This is a genomic window from Bradyrhizobium neotropicale (genome assembly GCF_001641695.1).
Taxonomy (GTDB): Bacteria; Pseudomonadota; Alphaproteobacteria; order Rhizobiales; family Xanthobacteraceae; genus Bradyrhizobium; species Bradyrhizobium neotropicale.
In genome coordinates, this window is the sequence record NZ_LSEF01000042.1 from 14973 (window position 1) to 40865 (window position 25893).

Genomic DNA, 25893 nt, shown 5'->3' on the forward strand with positions numbered 1-25893 from the left:
GATCGCGCTCCCAATATTAGAAGGCGCATGATCTTCGCGCCAAACCGCCTACACTTTGGCGGATCATGCGCACGCGCGGGTTTCCCTCGCGCGCGGGTGGTCATAGACCAGATTTTGGAGCGGCGAAACCCCGAAAAATGCCCATCAACCGGCAATTTTCACGGGTTTTGGCCGGGCCTGCCAGCCGCGGGCGAGGTGCACCAGAAGCGAGGCCGTGACGCTCGATCCGCCGATCCAGCCGAGGTCCGTCGGCGAGAGCGTTGCCAGCACCACCCCGCCCAGCGCTCCGCCAATGGCGAAGCCGAGATACATCGCCGAGGCGTTGAGCGAGAGCGCGATCATCGAGGCCTGCGGTTCGATCCGGATGATGCTGGCGAGCTGGGCCGGATAGAACGCCCAGCCCGAGATGCCCCAGAGGAAGATCGCTCCCAGCACGGCGTAATGCGCCTGTTCCGGCATCAGCTTCAGCACCAGCGAATGCAGAATCAGGGCTGTCGCCATGCCCGCGAGCCCAAGCGCCGCCGTGGTCAGCGTGCCGAGCCGGTCGGCGAGGACGCCCCCGAGCATGTTTCCGATCGCGGCTGCGCCGCCGAAGACCAGAAGCGCAAGGCTGATCCTGGAGGCGTCGAAACCGAGGCTTTTCAGCGGAACCGCGAAATAGGTGAAGACCGTGAAGCCGCCGAGCGCCCAGAGGATGGTGATGGCGAGCGCGATCAAGACATTACCGTGACGGGCCACGGCGAGCCGCTGGGCAAGCGAAGCCGTGTTGCGCGGCAGGCCTCGGGGCAGGCCGAACAGCAGGCCGGCGAGCGCGACGGCACCGAGCAGGGCGACCATGGCAAAGGTCGCGCGCCAGCCGAACAGGCTGCCGATGAAGTTGCCCAAGGGAACACCGACGACGGTCGCGACCGTGATGCCCGACGTGACCAGCGCCACCGCGCGGCCGCGCCGCTCGGGCGAGGCAACCGCCACCGAGACGGCCAGCGCCGTCGGCACGCAAAGCCCGGCGCCAAGCGCCATCAGCATGCGTGAGGCCAGCAGCAGCACATAGCCTGAGGCCATCACCGCCACGAGATTCCCCGCGATAAAGGTCGACAGCGCCAGTGCCAGCGCGGTGCGGCGGTCGATGTTGTTCAGCGTGATCGCCAGGATCGGCGAGCCCACCGCATAGGTGAGGGCATAGGCCGTCACCAATTGGCCGGCGGCCGAGACCGAAATCGAAAGGTCGGTGGCGATCGCCGGTAAAAGCCCTGCAATCACAAAGCCTTCTGTACCGATCGCGAAGGCCGCTAAGGCCAGCCAGAACACACTCATTCCAAACATTCCTATGTTCAATGTTTATTGAACTATTGTTCCCCAGGTTTCCCATGTCAATTGGTTCAAGAACTATTGAACATTGAGGTCGGCTCGCTATCATGCGGATATGAGCCGCATGCCCCCGCATCCCACCCGAGAGCAGATCGGACTCCCGATGGTCCTGGATTGCCTGAGTGATCCGATCCGGCTGGCGATCGTCTATCAGCTCGCCCAGCAAGAACGTGGCAGCAGCGAATTGCGCTGCGGCGATTTCAGCGGCCTCGGGGCCAAGTCGAATCTCGCCTATCACTTCGCCAAGCTGCGCGAATGCGGCCTGATGCAGACGCGTGTGGCGGGGACCAGCCGCTTCATGCGGCTGCGCCGCGAGGATCTGGAAGCGCGTTTTCCCGGCCTGCTCGATGCCGTGATCAACTCCGCAGCCAGGGATGCCGATCGGCTGCAGCTTGTTTCCGAGTGTGATGTGGTCGATGCGGATTGAAGATGAGACGCGTGCGTGCGTCCGGCCAACGATTAAGGTGGGATCCAGTCCGTCTACGCTTTCGCTTCGCTTAAGCTACGCGGGACGCGCTTTGCCCAGCCGGCCTAGCGTGGCTGCGCCACGCGTAGCCCCGTCGGGGCGAAGCGTGGAGACCCGGCCTGGATTTGAACCAGGATAAAGAGCGATGCACTGCTCTCGCGTAGACGCTTCCGCCACCGGGCCATCGCGATCATGGCTCATCCGGATACCGCAAGCCAGCTCAGCTAAATTTTAACCCTAACCGTGCGCTAACGGCGGCCGCGCGATGAAGGTCATGCGCCAGCGGTTGTGGCCGATATTGGTGTGGGCCCGCTGCACCGCGAACCCGGCCGCGGTCAGCTTGGCAGTGATGTCATCCTCGCTGTAGCGCTGCAGCCCGATGCGCGAGCGCAGCTGGCGGTAGTCCGACAGCGCCGTGCTGATCAGCCCGATCAGCGCGTCCTTGAGGAAGCCGTGACGCAGGCCGAAGCTGAGCAGGGCCATCACGTCGCGGCCCATGCCGACGTTCGGCTGCAGGACATCACCGAGCACCAGCTTGCCGGACGGCTTGAGCAGCCGGCGAATGTTGAGGAGCGCGGAATCGAGCTCCTCCGGCGTCATGTATTGCGCAACCGAATTCATGACGACGAGATCGACGGACTGCTCCTGCATTTTCCTGACGTCCTCGAGCGAGCGGACGCGGATTTTCGTGTTCGGGGCAAACCGCGCAATCAGCCGGCCGCGGACCCCGGGCGCGGGCTCGGCGAGGATCAGCTTGCCGCAGGCCGCTGCGACCTGACTCGCCGACAGCGCCTCGCCGCAGGCATAGTCCAGTACCGTCGCGTCGGGCGACGAGATGTAGGCAATGATGTCCCGCGCGATGATCTGGAAATGCAAGTCGCGATGCAGCTTGCTGACATAGATCGTATGCGTGGAGTCGTAATAATCGATCCAATCGTCCATGGTTTTCGAGGGTCCCGGCCAAGCGGTTCCTGCGCAGGAACCGGCGCAGCCCGCCTTGCGTTAGGGGTGCGACGGCGCGCCGTCAATGTCCGCGTCCTAACAGGAAGGTTTCCCGTGAGCAAAGCCAACAACAAGGTCTCGCCCGACCTCGACACCCCCACCGATCTGTCGTCACAGGCAGTCAACAAGGTTTCGGAGGCGCTCAACGTGCTTCTGGCCGACGCTTTCGCGCTCTATCTCAAGACCAAGAACTTCCACTGGCACATCAGCGGGCGGCACTTCCGCGACTACCACCTGCTGCTCGATGAGCAGTCGGACCAGATCTTCGCCACCACCGACCAGCTCGCCGAGCGCGTCCGCAAGATCGGTGGCACGACGCTGAAGTCGATCGGCCAGGTCGCCAAGCTCCAGACCATCAAGGACAACAACGAGGATTACGTCCCGCCGCGCGAGATGCTGCGCGAGCTGATGCAGGACAACAAGCACGTCGCCAGCGCGATGCGCAAGGCGCACGAGGTCTGCGACGAGGCCGGCGATGTCGCGAGCGCCAGCATCCTCGAAGTCTTCATCGACGAAACCGAGCGCCGCACCTGGTTCCTGTTCGAGGCTACGCGCCAGGAAGGCAGCAACGCGGCGTAGGCGCACAGCCGTAGGCGTAGGGTGGGCAAAGGCGCGCGCTTTGCGCGCTGTACCCACCATTTGCTGCCGTCACTCGCGGACGGATGATGGGCACGCTACGCTTTGCCCACCTACAGCACTGCGTTGACGGCTATCGCCACAGCCGCATCAGCGCACCATCCCCGCCGGTCACCGGATCGGCCGGCGGCAGCTTCACCTTGGGAATCGTCTTCAGCGCCTTGGCGTGGTTCTCCGGCGTTGCGCGGGTGATCTCCATCCTCGAGCCCGGCGGATAGGCGCCGATTACGCAGAAATCGTCGCTGGCCTTGATGCATTGATGTCCGGTGCCAGCGGGAAGGATCGCGACGTCGCCGGCCCTGATCTGGAGCTCCTGGCCGTGATCGCCGCCGAAGCGAACGCGGGCGTGGCCGCGCGCAACGCCGAGCGCCTCATGCACGGTCGAATGATAGTGCAGATAGTCGTAGACGCCGTTGCGCCACGTGCCGCCCCAGCGGTTGGCGCCGAACAGAGTCTCGATGGTTTCCTCAGGGTTCTTCGGGTCGAGCGCGACTGCACCCTGGTAGACCAGGAAGGGAAGGATGCTGTTCGGCACGAGCCCGTCGTCCTCGAAGACGATGGCGAGCGGTTCGGCATTGTTGCGGACGACGGACATGGCGGGACTCCTGCGTCGAGAGTAGCAGGGATCAACCGATCGCGAGAGATGACGTTCCTTCCGTTGCTTCCCCGTCAATCCGGGGCGACGCGTAGCGTCGAGCCCGGAATCCATCGTGCCGCAGAGTTCGTTGCGCAATGGACTCCGGGCTCGCGCTTCGCGCGCCCCGGAATGACAAAAAGCCCGGGCCGAGGCCCGGGCATGATGTCGTGGAATTGCGGAAGAGCGCTTACGCGCTCTTCTTCTGCCGCATCAGGTCCGCGAAGCGCTGGAACAGATAGTGCGAGTCGCGCGGACCGGGCGAGGCCTCGGGGTGATACTGCACCGAGAACACCGGCTTGCCGTCGAGCTGGATGCCGCAATTGGAGCCGTCGAACAGCGAGATGTGGGTCTGCGTCGCGCCCTTCGGCAGCGTCGCCTGATCCACGGCGAAGCCGTGGTTCATCGAGGTGATCTCGACCTTGCCGGTGGTCTCGTCCTTCACGGGATGGTTGGCGCCGTGATGGCCCTGATGCATCTTCTTGGTCTTGGCGCCGACGGCGAGGCCCAGCATCTGGTGGCCGAGGCAGATGCCGAAGGTCGGCGTGCCCGACTTGATCACTTGCTGGATCACCGGCACCGCATATTTGCCGGTCGCGGCCGGATCGCCCGGGCCGTTGGACAGGAATACGCCGTCCGGCTTCAGCGCCAGAATGTCTTCGGCCGAGGTCGTCGCCGGCACCACCGTCACCCTGCAGCCGACGCCCGCGAGCAGACGGAGGATGTTGCGCTTGATGCCGTAGTCGATGGCGACGACGTTGAACTCCGGATTCTCCTGCCGGCCGAAGCCGTTGTTCCATGCCCAGGGCGTTTCGTCCCAGGTGAAGCGCTGGCCGGAGGTGACCATCGGCACGAGGTCCATGCCTTCGAGGCCCGGCCATTCGCGCGCCTCTTCCTTCAGGCCGTGCAGGTCGAACTGGCCGTTCTTCGCATGCGCGATCACGGCGTTGGGCATGCCCTTGCTGCGGATCAGCGCGGTCAGCGCGCGGGTGTCGATGCCGGAGAGGCCGATGATGCCGCGCGCCTTCAGCCACTGGTCGAGGTGCCGGGTCGCGCGGTAGTTCGAGGGATCGGTGATCGCGGTGCGCAGGATCACGCCGCGCGCGCCGGGCGTCGCGGCCATGTTCACCGTCTCGATGTCTTCGTCGTTGGTGCCGACGTTGCCGATATGCGGGAAGGTGAAGGTGATGATCTGCCCGGCATAGGAGGGATCGGTCAAAATCTCCTCATAGCCGGTCATCGCGGTGTTGAAGCAGACTTCACCGACGGCTTGGCCTTCGGCGCCGAGACCAAAGCCTTCGAGCACCGTGCCGTCGGCGAGCACGAGGAGCGCGGTCGGTTTGTGGTCCGGCCAGGCGGGATCGTTGTCATGTTGTGTCATGAGCCCGCTTCATAGTCTGGCAAGTGGCGCCCGTCAAAGCGGGAGAGAGCGGATTCACATGCGTTTTTGCATATTTGACAGGCCCCCTCAGGCACTTAGGCTGGAACTGGTAATTTTGAGCAATTTCCGCGGCCGACGGGGAAACAATGAACCGGGGCCGGCCAGGGGTCCGGTATGGCCTCTTGCCCGCGAACGGCTTAGATCAGGCGCGATAGATTGAGAGGATCACGGCCATGCTGCGCGACGACATCAACAATGCGGTCAAGGAGGCCATGAAGGCCAAGGACGAGCGCAAGCTCTCGACGCTGCGCATGGTCAACTCGACCATCAAGAACGCCGACATCGAGGCCCGCGGCAATGGCAAGCCGCCGCTGTCCGACGCCGACCTCCTCAGCGTGCTGCAGAAGATGATCAAGCAGCGCCAGGAGGCGGTCGAGCTCTACGACAAGGGCGGCCGCGCCGAGCTCGCTGCGCAGGAGCGCGAGGAGATCGCGGTGATCTCGGCTTACCTGCCGAAGCAGATGTCGGATGACGAGGTGAACAAGGCGATCTCGGGCGCCATCGCCGAGACCGGCGCGGCCGGCATGAAGGACATGGGCAAGGTGATCGCAGTCTTGAGGGCGAAGTACGCCGGCCAGATGGATTTCGGCAAGGCCAGCGGATTAGTGAAGGCCGCGCTGACGGGCTAGGCCGTCATTCCGGGGCGACGCGTCAGCGTCGAGCTATGATGCGCAATTGCGCATCATAGAATCCATTGGGCCGCCAGCTCTGTTGCGAAATGGATTCCGGGCTCGCGCTTCGCGCGCCCCGGAATGACGAAGAAACTGGGGGAGGCAACCGATGACCGGCGCCATAAAACCGTTTCGCATCGAGGTCGGCGACGACATCCTCACCGACCTCAAGGCGCGCCTTGCGCGCACGCGCTGGCCCGAGGCGGAACTGGTCGATGACTGGAGCCAGGGCGCGCCGCTGCAATGGATCCAGGACATCTGCCGCTATTGGGCGAACGACTACGACTGGCGGGCGCGCGAGGCGAAGCTGAACCGCTTCGATCAGTTCACGACCGAGATCGACGGGCTCGACATCCACTTCCTGCATGCATGCTCGAAGGAGCCGTCCGCGCTGCCGCTGATCATCACCCATGGCTGGCCCGGCTCGATCGTCGAATTCCAGAAAGTGATCGCACCGCTGGTCGATCCCGCCGCCCATGGCGGCAATCCCGCCGATGCATTTCACATCGTGTGTCCGTCGCTGCCCGGCTTCGGCTTCTCCGCCAAGCCGAAGACCACCGGCTGGGGCGTGGATCGCATCGCCGCGACCTGGGCCAGGCTGATGGACCGGCTCGGCTACGCGCGTTACGGCGCGCAAGGCGGCGATTGGGGCTCGGCGGTGACGACCTCGCTCGGCGCGCAGGACGTTGAACATTGCGCCGGCATCCACATCACGCTCGCCTTCAACGCGGTGCCGAAGGTCGAGGGCGAACCGACGGCGGAGGAGAAGCGCGCGCTTGCCGGCCTCAAGCATTATGTCGATCTCGACTCCGGCTACTCCAGGCAGCAATCGACGCGGCCGCAGACCCTCGGCTACGGCCTGACGGATTCGCCGAGCGGGCAGGCGGCGTGGATCCTGGAAAAATTCTGGGCCTGGACCGATTGCAATGGCCATCCCGAGAACATCTTCACCAGGGACGAGCTGCTCGACAACGTCATGCTCTACTGGGTGACGGAGACGGCGACCTCCTCGGCGCGGCTCTATTGGGAAAGCTTTGGCAAGCGCCGTACGAGGCCGATCGTGAAGGTGCCGACCGGTGTCGCCGTGTTCCCCAAGGAGATCATCACGCCGGTCAGGCGCTGGATGGAGCCCAACTTTCACAACATCACCCATTGGCGCGAGATGGAGAAGGGCGGCCATTTCGCCGCATTCGAGCAGCCGGAGCTGTTCGTCGGCGAGGTCAGGGAGTTCTTTCGGACGGTGCGGTAACTCTCGCTGTCGTTCCGGGGCGATGCGAGGCATCGAACCCGGAATGACGCCTAATGGCGAGATGCTTTCCCATCGTCATGTCCGGGCTTGTCCCGGGCATCCACGCGCTTAAACTGGCGGCCAAGCAAGAAGAACGTGGATGGCCGGGCCGCTCTTCGCGAAGACGCGCTTCTGCCCGGCCATGCCGCAACAAGGATACGCCCGCAGCCATGCTGACCGAAGCCGCAACCTACGACGAGCTCTACCGCAACTTCCGCTGGGACATCCCGGCGCGCTTCAACATGGCGGAGGCCTGTTGCGATCGCCACGCCGACGGCACGGGGCGGCTCGCGCTGATCTATGTCGACGAGAACGGCGTGACGAGCCGCACCTCCTTCGACGAGGTCGCGGACATGTCGCGCCGCTTCGCCAACGTGCTGAAGGCCGACGGACTTGTGCGTGGCGACCGGGTCGCGGTGTTTCTGTCGCAGTCGCTGGAACTGCCGATCGCGCATATCGCCGCGTTCCGCTCCGGGCTGATCTCGATCCCGCTGTTCGCGCTGTTCGGCGAGGACGCGCTGGAATTCCGCCTGTCGAACTCGCAAGCAAGAGCCATCATCACCGATGAGGCGGGCTGGGAGAAGCTTACGAAGATCCGCGATCGGCTGCCCTATTTGCAGGACATCTATGTCACGAGCGGCGCCGTCCACGCCGGCGCAAAACCGTTCTGGTCAGCGATCGAAACCGCGTCCGAGGATTTTCCGACCGTCGACACCTCGGCCGACGATCCCGCACTGATCATCTATACGTCAGGCACGACCGGCAATCCGAAGGGCGCGCTGCATGCACATCGCGTCGTGCTCGGCCATCTGCCGAATGTGGAGATGTGCCACAACTTCCTGCCGCGCCCCGGCGACCTGATGTGGACGCCGGCGGACTGGGCCTGGATCGGCGGCCTCATCAACGGCCTGTTCGCATTCTGGTATCACAGTATTCCTCTGGTCGGTCACCGCGCGCGCAAATTCGAGCCGCAGGCGGCGATGCAGATGATGGCTGACCTTGGTGTACGCAACGTCTTCCTGCCGCCGACGGCGCTGAAGCTGATGCGGCAGGCCGGCGTGAAGCATCCCGGCGTGAAGCTGCGCAGCATCTTCACCGGCGGTGAATCGCTCGGCGGCGAGCTTCTGGGCTGGGTGCGCGAAACCTTCGGCATCGATGCCCATGAGGTGTTCGGCCAGACCGAGTGCAATCTCGTGATCGGCAGCAACTCGAACCTGTTTCCGATCCGGCCCGGCTCGATGGGCAAGGCGACGCCAGGATTCGATGTCCGCATCATCAACGACAAGGGCGAGGAATTGCCGCGCGGCCAGCGCGGCATCATCGGCGTGCGACAGCCGTGTCCGTGCACGATGATCGAATATTGGGGCAATCCGGACGCGACGAAGAAGAAATATGCCGGCGAATTCCTGCTCACGGGCGATCTCGGAGTGCAGGATGAGGACGGCTATTTCTGGTACGTCAGCCGCGAGGACGACGTCATCACCACCGCGGGCTATCGCGTCGGTCCCTCGGAGATCGAGCACACGCTGATGAAGCATCCTTCGGTGGCGATGGCGGCGGTGGTCGGCATTCCCGATCCGATCCGTACCGAATCGATCAAGGCCTGGATCGTGCTGCGCCCCGGCTTTGCGGGAAGTGATGCGCTCGCGCGCGAGATCCAGGAGTTCGTCAAGGTGCAGCTCGCCGCCCACGAATATCCGCGCTTCGTCGAGTTCGCGGAGACGCTGCCGATGACCGCCACCGGCAAGGTGCTGCGGCGCGAGCTGCGCGCGCGGGGCTAGGTTCTTTCAATCCGATACAGTCAGGTCATGCCAAAGACGTCTCAAGCCGCGGGGCTTCACCGCGCCTCACTCAAGAAGCTGCACGACCTCGATGCGGCGCTGGAGCTCATGTATTACGGCTGGCGCGGGATGACGCTCGAGGCCGACGAGTATCTTGCGAAGCTCGGCCTGTCGCGCCCGCACCATCGTATCCTCTACGTGGTGGCGCGCCGGCCCGACATCGCGATCGGCTCGCTGCTCGAGATCCTCGGCATTTCCAAGCAGGCCTTGAACCGGCCGCTCAATCTGCTGCTGGAGCGCAAACTCCTGACGTCGAAGCGGTCGCCCGAGCAGCATCGCTCCAAACTGCTGCGCCTGACGGATGCGGGGCAACGCATTGAGAAAAATGCATCGGATCACGAGCGCAAGGTCCTGCGCGCGGCATTTGATCGTGTCGGGGAGCCGGGTGCAGCCGCATGGATGGCTGTCATGGAGACAATCGCCGACAACAACTGACTTTCTAAAGTCAATATAGTTGACATGAGAAATGAACTTTGCCACTCTCCCGGCAACGAGCCAGGGGAGGGCCGCGTCATGAGCGGACAGGCAATGAATCGCGCGGCGGCCGAACGGTTCGTCGCGGCATGGTGCGCCAACTGGTGCAGGGTCGACATCGACGCGGTCGTCGCGCATTTTGCGGACAATGCCGAGATGCGCAGCCCTCTGGCGCTGGAGCTGACCGATTCCCCCATCGTCACTGGGGCCGAGAACATCCGCGCCTACTAGCGGAAGGCCTATGGCCATATCGAAAGCGCCGACCTGAAGATCCTGAACTGGAGCTGGGACGAGGTAATCGCGCGGCTGACGGTGTGGTGGCAACTGGGCGACACGCGCGCCAGCGAATTCATGGACTTTGATGATGCCGGCCGCGTTGTGCGCAGCGAGGCCTTTTACGGAAAATAGACATGCACCTTTCGGATTTCGTCCTGCTCCTCAACGCGCTCTGGTTCGGCGGCGCATTCATTCAGTTCAGCATTGCCCAGCGCAACACGCTGAAGATCTTGCTGCCGCGGGAAGAGCGCAGCAATCCGATCGCGCCGACCCTGGCGGCCAGTGTGGCGTTCCTGGGCGGGATCAATCTGCCGATCGGGCTTCTGTCGCTCTATCTGCTGGCCGTTCGTCCGCCCTTCTTCCAGCCGATCGAGGCGCAGCTCGTGCTGTTCCTGTTCTTTGCCGCCTGTCACTTCAGCCAGTTCGCATACAACCTTCCGGTGCTGATGCGCGGTGGACGTGTCGGGGTGGCTTACTGGCCGGTGTTGAAGGGCCCGATGCTCAGGATCTTCGTCATCGACGCGGCTCTGTTCGCGGCCAATCTCGGCGTGGCCCTTCTGCTCACGTCGCGCTAAGCGCGGCGCATCAGGCGAAGGCAATCGCGGTATCCGCTGACCGCTCATCTCTTTCGTGCAAGGATTGCGAGAGCAAGCTAACATCGGCGTCAACAGTGCCGCGCGCGACCAAGATCGCGCCGGCAGATGAGGAGGAGCCGATGTCCATCTCGGGCAAAGTCGATCCGGTGGTACGCCCCGTGGCGGCGACCGATATCGCCGAGGCGCTGGTCGAGGGCCTGCGCGACTTTCAGGCGCTGCCGCTCTATGGTCTTTGCTTCGGCGCGCTCTATGCCGCCGGCGGCATCGCGATCATGCTGTGCCTCACTGCCTTCGGCATGGTCTATCTCGTCTATCCGCTCGCCGCCGGTTTCGCGCTGATCGGGCCGTTCGTGGCGATCGGCCTTTACGAGGTCAGCCGCCGCCGCGAGCGCGGCGAGCCGGTCTCATTCGGCGCGATCTGGGCGACGGTGCGTTCACGCAGCGAGATCGGCTGGATGGCGTTCGTCACGCTGTTCATGTTCGTGATCTGGATGTACCAGGTGCGGCTCCTGATTGCGCTCCTGCTCGGCCTGCACGCGTCGTTCTCGAGCCTGCAGGAATTCATGACGGTGGTGCTGACCACGAATGAGGGCTTGCTGTTCCTCGCCATCGGCAACGCGATGGGCGCAGCGCTGTCGCTGATCCTGTTCTCGCTGACCGTGGTGTCGTTTCCGCTCCTGCTCGACCGCGAGGTCGATTTCGTCACCGCGATGGTGACGAGCGTGCGCGCGGTCGTGATGAGCCCCCTGCCGATGATCGGCTGGGCGGCCGTGATCGTGATGCTGCTGATCGTTTCGGCGCTGCCGTACTTCCTCGGGCTGATCGTGACGCTGCCGGTGCTCGGGCATGCGACCTGGCATCTCTATCGGCGCTTGGTGGTGCCGGTGCCGGCCTAGAAAATCATCGCCAGTCGGATGATGTCGCCTGCCACGACTGCAGCGGCGAACACCAGATAGCTGACGACCGTGATCCAGAAGGCGCCGGGCTTTGTTGCGCGCGAAAATTGCCGCGTGGGGCCGCCGTATCGTGGACGGGAGCTCACCACACCTGACTGCAACCCCACGAATGCCAGCCATCCGAAACGGATGGCCAGCACAAGCATGGCGATCTGCATGAAGACGGCGAGCATAGGAAAGCGGGACGGAAATCGACACTGAATCGATGAGGGATCGCGCGGCACTTGTCAACGGGGCGCAAGGCGCGCCCCGTCGATCCGAGCCGGATGCTCGTCAGGGCGTCCTGATCCCCATCGCCTTGAGCGCGTCCAGCATCCGCTGCGGCGGGCTGAGCTTGACGACCAGCGGCTTGCCGGTTTCGAGCACACTCTTGAGGCTTGAGAGGATCGCAGGCCAACCCGAGCGGCCGCCGGCCAGGATGTCGTCGCTGAGCGGCCGATCGTGGCCTTCGCTCATGGTGAGTCGGACCGCGTCGCCGACCTGTTCGATCTCGTAGGTCACGCGCGTCGGTCCGAGCTTCTCGATCAGCTCGGGCCAGTTGACGTTGAAGGTGACGGAGAGTCTTCGCGGCGGGTCGTAGGCGAGGACCTCGCCGCTGATGTGCAGCGCGCCGTCCGGCGTGCGCACCGTGAAGGCGCCGCCGAGCCGCGGCTCGACCTCGATCGTATTGCCGAAGAAATACATCCGGCTGAACTCGGCCGTGGTCAGCGCCTGCCACACCCTTTCGGGCGTGGAGGCGATGTAGATGGTGTAGACCGTCAGCGGCTTGAACTGATCGACGTTCATCATTCAAATCCTTCGATGCCAAGCGCAGCCGGCGGGATCGTCGGTGCCTTGCCGGTTTCAAGGAGGCTCTTGAGCCCGGACAGGATCGCCGGCCAGCCCTTGGAGATGCCGTCGAGCAGCTTGCTGCCTGCGGCGAAGCCCTCGTGGGTCACGCTCAGCTTCACGAGGTTGCCCCAGGGCTCGAGCGTGAAAACGACCCTGGTCGGCCGTTCGTTCCGCATGTCCTCGTTCACTTCGTGCTTGAAGGTGTATGACAGCCGCCGCGGTTGGTCGGCTTCCAGGATCTCGCCGGTATCGGTGGTCACACCTTTCATGACCAGCGCGAAGGGGGAGCCGACCTTCCAGTCGGATTCGACCTCGGTGTCGAACCAGTATCGTCGTGTGAACTCGCTGTTGGTGAGCGCCTCCCACAGCTTTTCCGGTGTGGTCTCGATGTAGGTGACATAGACGAATTCCGGTTTACTCATCGCGTTTCTCCAACTGACGTTTCAACTCGCTGAGCGCGGCGAGCTTGCCGCGCTCGAATTTCTTGATCCAGCGCTCGCCGATCTGATGGATCGGCACCGGGTTGAGGTAGTGCAGCTTCTCGCGGCCATGCTTGAAGGTCGTGACCAGATTGGCCTCTTCGAGAATGGCAAGGTGCTTGGTGACGGCCTGGCGCGTCATCTCCAGGCCCTCGCAGAGTTCGTTCAGCGTCTGCCCGTTTCTGGCGTGAAGCCTGTCCAGGAGCGACCGTCTCGATGCATCGGCCAGCGCTTTGAAGACTTCATCCATGGCAGGGATAATAGGCAACCAAATGGTTGCATGTCAAGATGGTGTTTTTGGCGCACGCGAATGCCTGTGCTAGCCTTACATCTCAGCCAACACAGATTGGTTCCGGGAGGATCAATGATCAGCCGCGCTCAACTTGCTGTCTGCCTCGTCCTTTTTGCCGGCAGCACATGCGTTCACGCGCAGAAGCAGCAGGTGATCGGCGCGCCGCCGGAAGCTTCCAACATGAAGCTGGTCGGCACCAGCGACCTGCAGGCGCGCAGCGCCTATCAGCCGACCATCCATCACCAGGGCGATCGCTGGATCGCCTATATCGGCCATCACGGCGGCACCGACGCCGTGCCGAGCCCCGTCAATCCGATGACGGGACAGGCCGAGCCGAACGGTACCTCGATCGTCGACGTCACGGACCCTGCGCATCCCAAATATCTGCGGCACCTGCCGGGGCAGGAGGGCAAATATGAATCCGGCGGCGCGCAGATGGTGCGGGTCTGCGACGGCAAGACGCTGCCGAAGGGCGATCCCAACGCGGTCTACATGCTCCGCACCTTCGGCGGCGAGGCGCACGAGATCTGGAACGTGGCCGATCCCGCCAATCCCGTGCTCGTCACCCGCATTGCCGGACTGAAGGACACGCACAAGAACTGGTGGGAATGCGACACCGGCATTGCCTATCTCGTCTCGGGCGCGCCGGACTGGCGCACGCGGCGCATGACGCAGGTCTATGACCTCTCCGATCCCGCGCATCCGCAGAAGATCCGCGACTTCGGCTTGCCCGGTCAGGAGCCCGGCGCGACCGGTGCGGTGCCGACCGAATTGCACGGGCCGATCTCGACCGGGCCCACCGGCAACCGCGTCTATTTCGGCTACGGCACCAACAAGGGCGGCATATTGCAAATCGTCGATCGCGAGAAACTTTTGAACGGGCCAAAGGAGCCGACGCCGGACAATCTGCGCTATCCCGAGATTGCGCGGATGCCGATGTCGGCCTTCAACGGCGCGCACACGACGTTCCCGATGCTCGACATGCCCATCGCCGAGTTCGCCGAGGACAAGGACGGCAAGACCCGCGACATCGTCATGATCGTGGACGAGGCGATCCTGAACGAGTGCGGCGAGGCGCGGCAGATGGTGTGGTTCGCCGACGTCACCACTGAGACGCGGCCGATGATGATTTCGAGCTACACCGTGCCGGAGGCGAGCGGGCAGTTCTGCCAGCGCGGCGGCCGCTTCGGCTCGCATTCCTCGAACGAGAGCATGGCGCCGGTCTATTACCAGAAGATGGCCTTCATCGCCTTCTTCAATGCCGGCGTGCGGGCGCTCGACATCCGCGATCCCTATCACCCCAAGGAGGTCGGGTACTTCATTCCATCGATCACGAGTGCGACCGACAAGCGCTGCATTCCGGTCGAGGGTGGCGAGCGCTGCAAGGTCGCGATCCAGACCAACAATGTCGAGACCGATGACCGTGGCTACATCTACATCGTCGATCGCGCCAACACGGGGCTGCATATCCTCGAGCTGACCGGACCCGCGCGCGCCGTCGCCGGCCTGCCGAAGAACTGACGATGCGGCGCGCGGCGACGATCATGGCCGCGGTGCTCGCGCTCGGTGCCTCGGGTGTCGGCGCCTATCAGCTTGCGCCGTCGCCGGCGGATGGGCCCGCACATTGGCGCGAGATCGCCTGGCCGTACCCGCGCGACGGCTGGCCCGCGGGCCGCGCGTTCCGTTGCGATGGAGCTTGCGAAGGGGCGCGGCTTTACGTCCGCGCAAAACTCGGCTTCTGCAATTGCGACCGCGGCGTCGCCGATGACGATGAGGTCGATCGCGTCACCGATCTTGATCTGATCAGTCCGCGCTTCACGCCGGTGGCGGCGGGCGAGACAGTGAGCTTCGGCGGGCTTGACGGTCGTGCCAGGCAATACGATCTCGACTTGGCCGACGGCGCGCGCCACGCAGCCACCGGCATCGCCCTCTCGCGCCGCTGCGATCTGCTGGTTGCGGTCGTGCAAGGGGCGGGCGAGGCGCATGTGATGCAGCGCGCGGCGTTGGAGTTCCTGAAGACGCAGGAGATGAAGCGATGGGTGACGGCTGCGCTGGATGGCAGGTGATGGCGGCTTCGCCTCTCCCCGCGCGCGGGGATCCGGGTGAGGGGAGTCTCCCCGAGTCCGTCTGCTACCGTGATTGCGTATGCGGCCCCTCACCCCAGCCCTCTCCCCGTAAGAACGGGGAGAGGGAGAAGAGCTTCCGTTTCCGCCTCCGCCATGCATTAATGCAGCAAAACGCCCTCAGCGAGTCCTCCCCATGATGTCCATGCAAGCCTATCTCGCCTTCGTCGCCGCCTGTATCGCGCTGGCGCTGCTGCCTGGTCCGATCGTCACCCTCGTCATCGCCAACGGCTTGCGCCACGGGACGCGCGCTGCGCTGACCAATGTCGCCGGCGCGCAGGCCGGTCTTGCGATCGTAATCGGCGTCGTCGCGATCGGCCTGACCTCGCTGATGGCGACGATGGGCTACTGGTTCGACTGGGTGCGCTTTGCCGGTGCGGCCTATCTGATCTGGCTCGGCATCAAGCTGATCTGGGCGCCGGTCGAGGGCGTCAATGTCGACGAGCCGCCGGCACCGCCGCGCGGCGGATTCTTCCTGCAGGGTTTTCTCGTGCTGCTGTCGAACCCGAAGGTGCTGGTGTTCTTCGGCGCCTTCATTCCGCAGTTCATGGACATGAACCGCGATCACTTCCCGCAGGTCGCGCTGCTCGGCGCGACCTTCATGGTCACCGCAGCGATGACCGACGCGCTCTACGCCACAGCCGCCGGGCGCGCGCGAAAATTCTTCTCTGCGCGCCGGACGCGGATGATGTCGCGCGTCTCCGGCGGCTTCATGATCGGCGGCGGTATCTGGCTGGCGCTGACCAGGGCGAAGTGAACGGTTGGTCGAAGAACTGTTCGCGATAGGTTGTCGTCCTCTCCATTGGCGCCGCTCTGCTCCCTCCCCCCTTGCGGGGGAGGGCCGGGGAGGGGGGTAGCCCAGGAAAAGGTCTAGACGTCGTCGAGTACAATTCTCGTACAATCGAGAGAGTGTGCCGTGTGGCACCCCCCTCCCTAACCCTCCCCCGCAAGGGGAGAGGGAATGCAGTGTGCGATGGGGCGCAAAGCGTTACACCAGCGCCTCCACCTTTAGCTCCGCTTCGATCTTGCCAAAGATGCGCGCCAGCCGTTCGGCCCATTGCTGCTGGCCGGATTGATCCGCGATCAGGTCCTGGCGGATTTCGATGCCGGTGTTGATCAGGCCGCGGGCTTCGCCGTGCACGGGGATGGTGTAGTCGGTGATGTCGCTCACCGCATAGGGCTGGTTGTCACCGACGACGAGATCGCTCTCGCTGCGCAGATGCTTCAACAAGAGGCGCGGCAGCACCGTGTCGCGATGATAGAGCGTGCCGATGTGCAAGGGTCGCGTCACGCCGGCATAGACCGGCGTGAAACTGTGCAGCGACACCAGCACAGTCGGCCGCTTCGCGTGCATGCGGCCGTCGATCACGGCATTGATGCGGCCGTGATAGGGATCGAAGATCTCGCGCCGCCGCGTCTCGCGCTCCTCCGCCGAGATCCCGTCATTGCGCGGGATTGCGGTGGCCTCCGAGATTGCCGGGATCGAGCTTGCGACGCTCGGCGGGCGGTTGCAGTCGATCACGAGCCGCGAATAGCGCTGCGCGATCAGATGCGCGTCGAGCATTTCTGCGAGGCGGTCGGAAACGCCGGCAATGCCGATGTCCCAGGCGATGTGCCGCGTCAGCTCGCTGTTGGCGACGCCGAGATCGCCGAGCGCGCGCGGCAGAAGCCGCCCGTAGTGGTCGGACGTGAGCAGGAACGGCGATCGCCCCGCACTATTGGCCTCATGAACCGGATCAACGTCGTCCGTGCCCAGCAGTTGAGCTGGCGCGCTTATCGCGTCTGAAGCCATTCGGATTGCCTATCGAAGCAGCACTGTGGTCGTGACCATACAAGGCTATAGAGGAGGCGGGCTCAAAGCACCACCCGCGAAGACGGACTACAGGGCCGTTTGCAAGACGACTTGAATCGGCGCGTGCTCGCAGGATAACAAGCGCGGATGACCTCCGATCTTCTCTTCGTCTACGGCACCTTGATGCGCGGCTTCGACCATCCGATGGCGCGGCTGTTGTCGATGCATGCCGATTTCCTGGGGGAGGCGACCTGCCGCGGCCGGCTCGTTCTCGTGAAGCATTATCCGGGGCTGCTGCTGTCGGATACGCCGTCCGATCTCGTTCATGGCGAGCTGTTTCGCATGCGCGCCCCAGACGAGCTGCTGCGCGAGCTCGACATGTATGAGGCCTGCGGCGAGGGCTTTCCGGAGCCGACCGAGTATCTGCGCAAGCTGGTCTCCGTGCTGACGGCAGATGGCGCGGTCATGCAAGCCTGGACCTACATCTACAATTGGCCCGTCACGGGCTTGCCGCTGATCGAGTCCGGCCGCTTCCTGGATCACTAGGCCGAGAGCACCTCCCGCACCAGGCGCATGTCGATCTCGTGCTCGACGTAGGTCCACTCCTCGGTCTGCCGCAGCATCGCGACCAGCTCCTCGAACAGCGCGGCATCCGCGGGCGTGTATTCGAACCAGGTGAGGAAGTCGAAGGGCTCGCCGAGGTCGCGACAGTGATAGAGCTGCCGCGCGATCGCGGGGAGGAAGCGCAGGCTGCTCGCGATGTGGTGCGACTTGTCTTCAAAAATCTTGCGCCGCTCCTCGGGCGCAAGCTCCCACCAGGCCTGCGACTTGCGGATCGGGATCAAGGCCGCGCTGGTGGCCTCGGGGCGGCCGAGCTCGGCCTGGACGGCGGTGAGCTGCTCCTTTTCGGCGCGCGTCGTGTAGCGCGGGTAGCTGGCGATCCCGACCAGCCGCCACGCATTGCGCGAGGGCACCAGCGGCAATGAAACGGCGTCGCTGTCCGTCACCGACAGCGCCGGCACGAAGGGCAGGGGCTCGCCCGTCACTGATGACATCGAGGTGACGCGCCAACCGCCGCTATGACCGCCTCGAAACGTCCTGAACATGGCGCTATGGAAGCGTGGAACTGGCCCGGGTTCAAGGCGCTTTTTCCGCAGCCGTCATTCGGGGTTTTCCGCCACGTCATTCCGGGGCGCCCGAAGGGCGAGCCCGGAATCCGTTTTTCCCAGCCTTCCTGTGGCGCGATGGATTCCGGGCTCGATGCTTCGCATCGCCCCGGAATGACAGGGAGATGACGGAAGGGGCTGTGAATAGGTCGAATAACTCGGAAAAGCCCGACAATCCTGACTTTTCGGCAAGTCGCACCTATATCCCTAACCCTTCGCCCGACTCAGACGGTTTCGCGCTAAACACAGGCCATGCGCTTCACGCCCCAATTCCTCGACGAACTGCGTGCCCGGCTTTCGGTCTCCGAAGTCGTGGGCAAGCGCGTCAAGCTGAAGAAGGCGGGCAAGGAGTGGAAGGGGCTGTCGCCATTCCAGCAGGAGAAGACGCCGTCCTTCTACGTCAACGACCAGAAGGGTTTTTATCACGATTTCTCCTCCGGCAAGCACGGCGACATCATCACCTTCGTGATGGAGACCGACGGCGTGCCGTTCGGCGAGGCGGTGGAGCGGCTTGCCAACATGGCGGGGCTGCCGCTGCCGACGGTGACGCCCGATGCGGCGCGGCACGAGCAGCGGCGCAAGTCGCTGCATGACGTCATGGACCTCGCCGCAAAATTCTTTGCGGAGACGCTGGCCTCGCGCGTCGGCGCGAAGGCGCGCGGCTATCTTGCCGATCGTGCGATCTCGCCGGCGACGCAATTGCAGTTCCGCCTCGGCTATGCGTCGCCTGACCGTTTTGCGCTGAAGGAGCATCTGGGCAAGCTGGGCGTCTCCGTCGACGACATGGTCGAGACCGGTCTCTTGATTGCCGGCAACGACATTCCCGTGCCCTACGACCGCTTCCGCGACCGCGTGATGTTTCCGATCACGGATTTGCGCGGCCGCGTCATCGCCTTCGGCGGACGTGCGCTGGAGAAGGACGTTCCGGCAAAATACCTGAACTCTCCAGAGACGCCGCTCTTCCACAAGGGCGACAATCTCTACAACCACCAGACCGCGCGCGCCGCGTCCCATAACGGCGCGCCGCTGATCGTGGTCGAAGGCTATGTCGACGTCATCGCGATGGTGACCGCCGGTTTTGCCGGCACGGTCGCGCCGCTCGGCACCGCGCTCACCGAAAGCCAGCTCGCGCTGCTCTGGAAGATGGCGGACGAGCCGATCCTCTGCTTCGACGGCGACCGTGCCGGACAGAAGGCCGCCTATCGTGCCGCCGACCTTGCCTTGCCGTTTCTCGCGCCGGGCAAGAGCCTGCGCTTCGCGTTGCTGCCGGAGGGGCAGGACCCCGATGATCTCGCCCGCTCCGGCGGTCGTGGCGCGATCGAGGAGGTGATCGCCGCGGCGAAGCCGCTCGCCGACATGATCTGGTCGCGCGAGCTCGAAGGCGGCAGCTTCGTCACGCCCGAGCGCCGCGCCGCGCTGGAGGCGCGCATCAAGGAGCTCTCCAACGGCATCCGCGACGAGGTGGTGCGGCGGTACTATCGCGACGATTTTGTCCAGCGGCTGCAGCGCGCCTTTGCGCCCGAGGGCGGCGGTGGCGGCTTCGCCGGCCGGGGCAATTTCCGGGGTGGGCAGGGCCGTCCATTCCAGCCGCGAGGGGCGGCGGGCGCGAATCGATTCGCCGGGGGCGGCCGGCGCGGCGCGCCCGGTCCCACCTTGCTCCCCTCCGGCCCCTACCAGGCGGCGAGCCCGCAGCTCGCCGCAAGCCCGATCATGCGGGGCCAGCGCAGCGCCATCTCCCGCCGCGAGGCCCTGATCCTGCAATGCCTGATCAACCACCCCTGGCTGCTGCATGAGCACCTCGAGGAGGTGGCGGCCCTGGAGCTGGCCCACCCCGAGGCCCACAAGCTCCGGGCCGGCATCATCGCCGCCTTCGCCAACGACCATCACCACAGCCCGGACCCTGGTGAGCAGGCCGAGAAGATGCGGGCTGACCTGGAGAAGGGCGGATTTATTCCATTACTTCAAAGGGTTGAACGGGCCATCACGACCCAGGCGGTGTGGGGCGCAAGGGAGGGCGCGGCACGGGATGACGTTCTTGCCACCTGGCACCAGCTCGTTGCCTTGCATCGGCAGTGGCATTCACTACTTAGGGAGTTGAAAGACGCCGAGCTGGCCTTGGGGAAAGACCCCAGCGAGGCCAATTTGGCGTGGCTGCGTGACGTCAAGGCCCGGATGGGAGGGGTCGACGGCATCGAGGCCCTGATCGAGGGCTTTGGCGAGCTGTCGGGCCGGTTCCAGAAGAGCGTTTGATGAAGAAACATGCGGACGGCCGGGGCCGGAACCGCTAAAAGACTCGCCAAATCCAAGGTTTGGCGGCAAAAACAGGGTTAATCGAGGCTTAACGGTCTTGTAGCACTTTGGCCACCAGGCGGCCGCAGGCAGAACAGACGCGTCAGGAATGAATCCGCGCAATCGCTGTTGGCACTACACCTGCATCCGCTGCGACAAAGAGGCTCACGAAGCGTTAGGCAATTCCGGCGAGAGAAAGCTTGGGGTGGCGAGAGAGGATTGCGCCGCCCTTTCCGTGTCGAGAGCTGCCGAAGCGAGAGCGTCGGGCAACAGGTTCAAGTGAATTCAGGCAGGCGCGGCGACCGTCTGTGTGAAGCGCGTTTAGGAGCAATGGATGGCCACCAAGGCAAAGACGCTGCAGGCGAAGGACAAGGAAAAAGACGACAAGGCAGCGGACGCTCCGGAGAAGGATTCCCAGGATGCGCCCTCGCCGTTGCTCGACCTGTCCGACGCGGCAGTGAAGAAGATGATCAAGCAGGCCAAGAAGCGCGGCTTCGTGACCTTCGATCAGCTCAACGAAGTTTTGCCGTCCGACCAGACCTCGCCCGAGCAGATCGAGGACATCATGTCGATGCTCTCGGACATGGGCATCAACGTCACCGAAGCCGACGACAGCGAAGGCGAGGACGAGAAGGACGAGGGCGGTGACGACGACACCGACAACGAGCTCGTCGAGGTCACCCAGAAGGCCGTCACCGAGGTCAAGAAGAGCGAGCCGGGCGAGCGCACCGATGATCCCGTGCGCATGTACCTGCGCGAGATGGGCACGGTCGAGCTGCTCTCCCGCGAAGGCGAAATCGCGATCGCCAAGCGCATCGAGGCCGGCCGCGAGGCGATGATCGCGGGCCTCTGCGAAAGCCCGCTGACCTTCCAGGCCATCATCATCTGGCGCGACGAGCTCAACGAAGGAAAGATCTTCCTCCGCGACATCATCGATCTCGAAGCGACCTATGCCGGTCCCGACGCCAAGGGCGGCATGAACACCGCGATGATCGGCGGTCCCACTGGGGAGAACGGCGAAGCGCCGGCCGAGGGTGGCGAGGCCGCGCCGGCTGCTGCCGCGCCCGCGCATATGGCGCCGCCCGCTGCGCCGCCTTCGCCGACCCCGTTCCGCCCCGCGCCTGCCGCCGGTAATGGCGAAGGCGGCGAGGAGAAGGATCCGGGCGAGGCCGCCGCCGAAGCCGACATGGACGACGACGAGTTCGAAAACCAGATGTCGCTCGCCGCGATCGAGGCCGAGCTCAAGCCGAAGGTCGTCGAGATCTTCGACAAGATCGCCGACAACTACAAGAAGCTGCGCAAGCTTCAGGAGCAGGACATCGCCAACCAGCTCCAGAACGAGTCGCTCTCGCCGCACCAGGAGCGCAAGTACAAGAAGCTGAAGGACGAGATCATCGTCGAGGTGAAGTCGCTGCGCCTCAACCAGGCCCGCATCGACTCGCTGGTCGAGCAGCTCTACGACATCAATAAGCGCCTCGTCTCGCACGAGGGCCGCCTGATGCGTCTTGCCGACAGCCACGGCGTCGCCCGCGACGACTTCCTGCGCAACTACACCGGCTCGGAGCTCGATCCGCGCTGGCTCAACCGGGTGTCGAAGCTTTCGGCCAAGGGCTGGAAGAACTTCGTCCACCACGAGAAGGACCGCATCAAGGACCTCCGCCACGAGGTGCATCAGCTCGCAGCCCTCACCGGTCTCGAGATCGGCGAGTTCCGCAAGATCGTGCACTCCGTGCAGAAGGGCGAGCGCGAAGCGCGCCAGGCCAAGAAGGAGATGGTGGAAGCCAACCTCCGCCTCGTGATCTCGATCGCCAAGAAGTACACCAACCGCGGCCTGCAGTTCCTCGACCTGATCCAGGAAGGCAACATCGGCCTGATGAAGGCGGTCGACAAGTTCGAGTACCGCCGCGGCTACAAGTTCTCGACCTACGCCACCTGGTGGATCCGGCAGGCGATCACCCGCTCGATCGCCGACCAGGCGCGCACCATCCGCATCCCCGTGCACATGATCGAGACGATCAACAAGATCGTGCGCACCTCGCGTCAGATGCTCAACGAGATCGGCCGCGAGCCGACTCCCGAAGAGCTCGCCGAGAAGCTCGGCATGCCGCTCGAGAAGGTGCGCAAGGTTCTCAAGATCGCCAAGGAGCCGCTGTCGCTCGAGACGCCGGTCGGCGACGAAGAGGACTCACACCTCGGCGATTTCATCGAGGACAAGAACGCGATCCTGCCGATCGATGCGGCGATCCAGTCGAACCTGCGCGAGACCACCACGCGCGTGCTCGCCTCGCTCACGCCGCGCGAAGAGCGCGTGCTGCGCATGCGCTTCGGCATCGGCATGAACACCGACCACACGCTGGAAGAAGTCGGCCAGCAGTTCTCGGTCACCCGCGAGCGCATCCGTCAGATCGAAGCCAAGGCGCTGCGCAAGCTGAAGCATCCGTCACGGTCGCGGAAGCTGCGGTCGTTCCTCGACAATTAATTTGACGTTGTGCCGGATTCGACCCGGCTCTCGTCCAAACGAAAACGGCGGGCCGAAAGCCCGCCGTTTTTGTTTGTGCTGACGCTCCACGTGTCGCGAGGGCGCTCGCCTATTTCTTCTTCGCGCCGACCCGGTCGAGGCTCTTGATCGCGAGCGGCGGACGGCCGGACTTCTCGGCGATCTCCCGGTCCTGATCCATGATGAAGCTGCGCGCAGGCTCGTCGCCGTCGAGCCCGCCAAGGAGCTCGGCAGGCACGCGCCGGTTGGAGCGTTGGGAGCCGTCTTCATAGACGACGTTGAAAAAGGCGAACTCGCCCTTGGGATTGGTTCCAGGTTTTTTGGCCATGGCGCGCTTGTCGTCGATCAGCGCGCCGCAGTCAAATGGCCTCGACATTCGTCAACAGCGGCGCTGGTTGCGCCGGAGGCTGTCGAATTCGCTGCGCGACTAATGATGAAAGTTCGCTTGCCGCGGAGAGGCCCGAAGCGCTTGCTGCGCTCCTTCCCTCAATAAACGGCGGGCCGCAAAAGCCCGCCGTTTATTTTTGGTCTTCAGCGTCGCCCGGGGCTGGCGGGGCAACAACCTAGAATAGAAGGCTATAACCAGCTCCATACGATGGCAAGGCAAATCGTTGCAGCGTTGATGTCGCATCAAGCGCATCAGAAATGCGTCGATGGCGAGCTTTGGTTCCAACGAGTTCCGGAATCAAATGTTTGGATGTTCGAAGTAATCTATTCATGCTGTCCACTCTCGCAACGCGACGAGAGATGTGCGCTCTGTACCGGAGTGCGCAGAGCTGCACGTCTTCCCGAGCGACGGTGACGTCCGGATCAACTCGTACGGCGAGTTCCATCTCGCGGCGCGCGCATCACGTCGGATGATCGCGCAGCCAGCTTCTCAACAACAAGCGAGCCGTGCCCGCCGCCATCGTGGAATTCGTCTGCGTTGCGCCCTTGCGCCATGATCGCGCTGCCCATCGCTGCGGAGCCGAGGGTGATGAGGAAGGAGCCGAGCAGAAGGAGGAGCGCTACGCCAGGCGCGTGATCGGCGAAGATCAGCTCGCGCAGATGTCCGGGGTTGAGCCAGAGCAGGCCGCCGACGAGCAGCGCGGCGGCGCAGGCCCCGATCGCGAGGTTAATGGCGAGCAGGCGGAAGAGCGGTAGGCGCAGAAGAGCGACGGGTTTCGATGTGGGCTTGTCGTCGGCCATGACTGATCGTCCTGGGATTTGCCGGACGTCTCTTGCCTGGCTGCGCCGCAGGAGCCCGATCTTATCGTTGTGACTCTTCCGCTCGTCATTCCGGGGGGCGCGCAAGCGCTAACCCGGAATCCATTTAACCGCATTATTGGTGGCGCAATGGATTCCGGGCTCGCGACTTCGTCGCGCCCCGGAATGACAAGGCGCAGCGCACGAGCCAATTCATCTCACGCCGCCGACGCGCTGGCCTTGATGCGCATCAAATCCAGCGCGCGCGACCCTCACGGCGCGACCAGCTCCACCCGCCGGTTGAGCGCGCGGCCGGCATCCGTTGCGTTGGAGCCGACGGGAGCAAGCAGCCCTACGCCGGCGGTCCGCAGCCTTGGCTGCGCGATGCGGTTGAGGATGGGGATGGAGCGCGACTCGTTAGTCGCGCTCACGTTGCGATCGGCTCTGGCGGGGTTTCGCCGCTTTGACGGGAGTCCGGTTCCCGGGCATGATCGCCGGCCGCTTCGCGCAAGGATTTTGGGGATCATTCCACATGCTGAGATTTGTTCTGGCCGTCGCTTCCATGGTGTGTCTGGCCGGCGGCTCGGCTGAGGCCGCGCGCTGCGGCGGCGACTTCAACAGTTTTGTCGCCGGCATGACCTCGGAGGCGCAGGCGGCCGGCGTCTCGGCGAGCGTGACCAGCGCGGCGTTCGGTGGCGTGACCCAGGATGGCGCCGTGCTCGCCTTCGACCGCCGGCAGCGCTACACCTTCAACAGGAGCTTTGAGCAGTACGTCTCGACGCGCGTCGGGCCCGGCCGCATCAACGGCGGCCGCGCGCTGCTCCAGCGTCACGCCGCGCTGCTGTCGCGCATCGAGCAGCAGTTCGGCGTGCCCCGCCAGATCCTGGTCGCGATCTGGGGCCTGGAGAGCGATTTCGGCAAGGGCGACATGGGCAAGCTGCCGGTGATCCGCACCCTCGCAACGCTGGCGCATGACTGCCGCCGTACCGAGCTGTTCCAGGGCGAGCTGCTCGCCGCGCTCAAGATCGTCCAGCGCGGCGACCTGCCGCTGCGCGACCTCATCGGCGCCTATGCCGGCGAGATCGGCCAGACCCAGTTCCTGCCGTCGTCCTACATCAAATACGGCGTCGACTTCGACGGCGACGGCCGCGTCGACCTTCGCCACAGCGCCGCCGACGTGCTCGCCTCGACCGCGAACCTGCTCCACACCAACGGCTTCAAGATGGGCCAGCCCTATGGCGAAGGCACCGCCAATTTCGAGGCCATGCGCGAGTGGAACAGGGCGCTGATCTACCGCAAGACGATCGGCTATTTCGCCGATCGGCTGATGGGGCAGTGAGTTCGCGCGGCTCAGAGACGGAGCGCTCCCGCCACACACTCCGTGTCATCACCCGCGAAGGCGGGTGATCCGGTATTCCGGAGGCAGTAACGTCATACGGAGGAGCCGCGAAGTACTGGATGCCCCGGTCAAGCCGCAGCATGAGAGCGGAGATATTGATTACGGAAGCTCACCCGATCGTCGTCCTGGCTCTCGCCAGGACGACGGTTGAGGGCGGGCGGCGCTTTCGCATCACGTTCGCCGTCCCTCGC

28 protein-coding genes and 1 pseudogene are annotated in these 25893 nt (G+C 64.4%); 16 read left to right on the forward strand and 13 right to left on the reverse strand.

Annotated features, from left to right (window positions below; all coding sequences use genetic code 11):
* Positions 1-144: 144 nt before the first annotated feature.
* Positions 145-1314 (reverse strand): MFS transporter, encoded by a 1170-nt coding sequence (locus AXW67_RS13265; protein WP_063678247.1) that lies wholly within the window; start codon positions 1312-1314, stop codon positions 145-147.
* Positions 1315-1423: 109 nt separating this feature from the next.
* Here AXW67_RS13265 and AXW67_RS13270 point away from each other — a divergent pair, with 109 nt between their 5' ends.
* The gene (locus tag AXW67_RS13270) at positions 1424-1795 is read left to right on the forward strand and encodes an ArsR/SmtB family transcription factor (protein ID WP_063678248.1); all 372 of its coding nucleotides are present in this window, start codon (positions 1424-1426) and stop codon (positions 1793-1795) included.
* A gap of 276 nt (positions 1796-2071) precedes the next feature.
* On the opposite strand, the gene AXW67_RS13275 is transcribed toward AXW67_RS13270, so the two are convergent.
* Positions 2072-2776, reverse strand: coding sequence for a class I SAM-dependent methyltransferase (locus tag AXW67_RS13275; RefSeq protein WP_063678249.1), 705 nt, complete (start codon positions 2774-2776; stop codon positions 2072-2074).
* 114 nt (positions 2777-2890) lie between these two features.
* Between AXW67_RS13275 and AXW67_RS13280 the strand changes: the two genes are divergently transcribed.
* Positions 2891-3415, forward strand: a complete 525-nt coding sequence (locus AXW67_RS13280) for a Dps family protein (RefSeq protein WP_063678250.1) — start codon at positions 2891-2893, stop codon at positions 3413-3415.
* 130 nt (positions 3416-3545) lie between these two features.
* Here AXW67_RS13280 and AXW67_RS13285 read toward each other — a convergent pair whose 3' ends face one another.
* A complete protein-coding gene (locus AXW67_RS13285) occupies positions 3546-4067 on the reverse strand; it encodes a cupin domain-containing protein (protein WP_063678251.1) in 522 nt (173 codons plus the stop codon).
* Positions 4068-4296: 229 nt separating this feature from the next.
* Positions 4297-5487, reverse strand: a complete 1191-nt coding sequence (gene carA, locus AXW67_RS13290) for a glutamine-hydrolyzing carbamoyl-phosphate synthase small subunit (RefSeq protein ID WP_063678252.1) — start codon at positions 5485-5487, stop codon at positions 4297-4299.
* A gap of 233 nt (positions 5488-5720) precedes the next feature.
* Between carA and AXW67_RS13295 the strand changes: the two genes are divergently transcribed.
* The 7 genes from AXW67_RS13295 (at position 5721) to AXW67_RS13325 (ending at position 11589) form a co-directional block, all read left to right on the forward strand.
* Positions 5721-6176, forward strand: a complete 456-nt coding sequence (locus tag AXW67_RS13295) for a GatB/YqeY domain-containing protein (protein ID WP_027551794.1) — start codon at positions 5721-5723, stop codon at positions 6174-6176.
* A gap of 151 nt (positions 6177-6327) precedes the next feature.
* Complete coding sequence (locus AXW67_RS13300) at positions 6328-7467, forward strand: epoxide hydrolase family protein (RefSeq protein ID WP_063678253.1); 1140 nt, start codon at positions 6328-6330, stop codon at positions 7465-7467.
* 209 nt (positions 7468-7676) lie between these two features.
* Positions 7677-9287 (forward strand): acyl-CoA synthetase, encoded by a 1611-nt coding sequence (locus tag AXW67_RS13305; protein ID WP_063678254.1) that lies wholly within the window; start codon positions 7677-7679, stop codon positions 9285-9287.
* A 27-nt stretch (positions 9288-9314) separates the two neighbouring features.
* Complete coding sequence (locus AXW67_RS13310; RefSeq protein WP_063678255.1) at positions 9315-9782, forward strand: MarR family winged helix-turn-helix transcriptional regulator; 468 nt, start codon at positions 9315-9317, stop codon at positions 9780-9782.
* A 78-nt stretch (positions 9783-9860) separates the two neighbouring features.
* Positions 9861-10052: a Cif family virulence factor gene (locus AXW67_RS43980; protein WP_245315534.1), complete on the forward strand. Its 192-nt coding sequence runs from the start codon at positions 9861-9863 to the stop codon at positions 10050-10052.
* A 179-nt stretch (positions 10053-10231) separates the two neighbouring features.
* The gene (locus tag AXW67_RS13320; protein WP_063678256.1) at positions 10232-10672 is read left to right on the forward strand and encodes a hypothetical protein; all 441 of its coding nucleotides are present in this window, start codon (positions 10232-10234) and stop codon (positions 10670-10672) included.
* A 140-nt stretch (positions 10673-10812) separates the two neighbouring features.
* Positions 10813-11589, forward strand: a complete 777-nt coding sequence (locus AXW67_RS13325) for a DUF2189 domain-containing protein (protein ID WP_063678330.1) — start codon at positions 10813-10815, stop codon at positions 11587-11589.
* On the opposite strand, the gene AXW67_RS13330 is transcribed toward AXW67_RS13325, so the two are convergent.
* From AXW67_RS13330 to AXW67_RS13345, 4 genes are all read right to left on the reverse strand, one after another.
* Positions 11586-11807, reverse strand: a complete 222-nt coding sequence (locus AXW67_RS13330) for a hypothetical protein (protein WP_145927586.1) — start codon at positions 11805-11807, stop codon at positions 11586-11588. The two genes, AXW67_RS13325 and AXW67_RS13330, sit on opposite strands and share 4 nt — an antisense overlap.
* Before the next feature lie 115 nt (positions 11808-11922).
* On the reverse strand, positions 11923-12435 hold the full coding sequence (locus AXW67_RS13335) for an SRPBCC family protein (RefSeq protein WP_063678331.1): 513 nt from the start codon (positions 12433-12435) through the stop codon (positions 11923-11925).
* The gene (locus AXW67_RS13340; RefSeq protein WP_063678258.1) at positions 12435-12902 is read right to left on the reverse strand and encodes an SRPBCC family protein; all 468 of its coding nucleotides are present in this window, start codon (positions 12900-12902) and stop codon (positions 12435-12437) included. Before AXW67_RS13340 ends, AXW67_RS13335 begins: the two co-directional genes overlap by 1 nt.
* Complete coding sequence (locus AXW67_RS13345; RefSeq protein ID WP_027525239.1) at positions 12895-13209, reverse strand: ArsR/SmtB family transcription factor; 315 nt, start codon at positions 13207-13209, stop codon at positions 12895-12897. The genes AXW67_RS13340 and AXW67_RS13345 overlap by 8 nt, the downstream gene beginning before the upstream one ends.
* Positions 13210-13323: 114 nt before the next feature.
* Here AXW67_RS13345 and AXW67_RS13350 point away from each other — a divergent pair, with 114 nt between their 5' ends.
* The 3 genes from AXW67_RS13350 (at position 13324) to AXW67_RS13360 (ending at position 16131) form a co-directional block, all read left to right on the forward strand.
* Complete coding sequence (locus AXW67_RS13350) at positions 13324-14772, forward strand: LVIVD repeat-containing protein (protein ID WP_063678259.1); 1449 nt, start codon at positions 13324-13326, stop codon at positions 14770-14772.
* Positions 14773-14774: 2 nt separating this feature from the next.
* Positions 14775-15317, forward strand: a complete 543-nt coding sequence (locus AXW67_RS13355; RefSeq protein WP_063678260.1) for a hypothetical protein — start codon at positions 14775-14777, stop codon at positions 15315-15317.
* A gap of 193 nt (positions 15318-15510) precedes the next feature.
* On the forward strand, positions 15511-16131 hold the full coding sequence (locus AXW67_RS13360) for a LysE family translocator (RefSeq protein ID WP_082907875.1): 621 nt from the start codon (positions 15511-15513) through the stop codon (positions 16129-16131).
* Between the two features lie 231 nt (positions 16132-16362).
* Here the strand turns inward: AXW67_RS13360 and AXW67_RS13365 are convergent, their stop codons facing one another.
* Positions 16363-17166: an N-formylglutamate amidohydrolase gene (locus AXW67_RS13365; protein WP_063678261.1), complete on the reverse strand. Its 804-nt coding sequence runs from the start codon at positions 17164-17166 to the stop codon at positions 16363-16365.
* Positions 17167-17313: 147 nt separating this feature from the next.
* On the opposite strand from AXW67_RS13365, the gene AXW67_RS13370 reads away from it, so the two are divergent.
* On the forward strand, positions 17314-17712 hold the full coding sequence (locus AXW67_RS13370) for a gamma-glutamylcyclotransferase family protein (protein ID WP_063678262.1): 399 nt from the start codon (positions 17314-17316) through the stop codon (positions 17710-17712).
* On the opposite strand, the gene AXW67_RS13375 is transcribed toward AXW67_RS13370, so the two are convergent.
* Positions 17709-18272 (reverse strand): chlorite dismutase family protein, encoded by a 564-nt coding sequence (locus AXW67_RS13375; RefSeq protein WP_063678263.1) that lies wholly within the window; start codon positions 18270-18272, stop codon positions 17709-17711. The two genes, AXW67_RS13370 and AXW67_RS13375, sit on opposite strands and share 4 nt — an antisense overlap.
* Before the next feature lie 312 nt (positions 18273-18584).
* On the opposite strand from AXW67_RS13375, the gene dnaG reads away from it, so the two are divergent.
* Together dnaG and rpoD are read left to right on the forward strand one after the other, a co-directional pair.
* On the forward strand, positions 18585-20582 hold the full coding sequence (dnaG, locus tag AXW67_RS13380; RefSeq protein ID WP_063678264.1) for a DNA primase: 1998 nt from the start codon (positions 18585-18587) through the stop codon (positions 20580-20582).
* A 373-nt stretch (positions 20583-20955) separates the two neighbouring features.
* Positions 20956-23100, forward strand: coding sequence for an RNA polymerase sigma factor RpoD (gene rpoD / locus AXW67_RS13385; RefSeq protein ID WP_027551778.1), 2145 nt, complete (start codon positions 20956-20958; stop codon positions 23098-23100).
* Between the two features lie 109 nt (positions 23101-23209).
* Here rpoD and AXW67_RS13390 read toward each other — a convergent pair whose 3' ends face one another.
* From AXW67_RS13390 to AXW67_RS41830, 3 genes and pseudogenes are all read right to left on the reverse strand, one after another.
* Entirely contained in the window at positions 23210-23446 is a 237-nt protein-coding gene (locus AXW67_RS13390) for a hypothetical protein (protein WP_027551777.1), read from the reverse strand.
* A gap of 482 nt (positions 23447-23928) precedes the next feature.
* Positions 23929-24306 carry a hypothetical protein gene (locus tag AXW67_RS43160; RefSeq protein WP_051310559.1) on the reverse strand — a complete coding sequence of 126 codons (378 nt, stop codon included), beginning with the start codon at positions 24304-24306 and terminating at the stop codon, positions 23929-23931.
* A gap of 269 nt (positions 24307-24575) precedes the next feature.
* Positions 24576-24692, reverse strand: a pseudogene (locus AXW67_RS41830) (OmpA family protein); the annotation flags it as partial.
* A gap of 143 nt (positions 24693-24835) precedes the next feature.
* Here AXW67_RS41830 and AXW67_RS13400 point away from each other — a divergent pair.
* Positions 24836-25642 carry a lytic murein transglycosylase gene (locus tag AXW67_RS13400; RefSeq protein ID WP_063678332.1) on the forward strand — a complete coding sequence of 269 codons (807 nt, stop codon included), beginning with the start codon at positions 24836-24838 and terminating at the stop codon, positions 25640-25642.
* Positions 25643-25893 lie beyond the last annotated feature (251 nt).